Origin of the sequence: Thioclava sp. UBA3469 (assembly GCF_002378135.1) — a bacterium.
GTDB lineage: Bacteria > Pseudomonadota > Alphaproteobacteria > Rhodobacterales > Rhodobacteraceae > Thioclava > Thioclava sediminum.
On record NZ_DFRG01000124.1, the window covers coordinates 2,639 to 2,925 of the forward strand.

A 287-nucleotide genomic window follows, 5' to 3' on the forward strand; every position below is an offset into this window, starting at 1 on the left:
GCCCGACTGGAACCAGACCCAGGTGTCGCGATATTCGGCCTCGGGAAATCGCTTGGCGATCTCCAGCTCCATCGCGTCGCGACCCGCCATCGCGACATCGATCTCGCGCACGCCTTCGCGGATCGCCTCGCGGATCGCAAAGCCGCCGACATCCGCGACGGCCGCCCCTTGCCGGATCAGGGCGATCTCGGCGGGCGATTTGTGCATCCGCTGGCGCATCGTGGCCGGAGCAATGTCATGGGTCACCGACGGTTCGAGGAAATCTTGCAGGAGCGCCGCCTGCGCCA

Annotated in this window: 1 pseudogene; it reads right to left on the bottom strand. The window is 66.9% G+C overall.

Annotated elements, in window-relative coordinates:
• Positions 1 to 287 (bottom strand): annotated as a pseudogene (locus B3D39_RS10130) (creatininase); the annotation flags it as partial.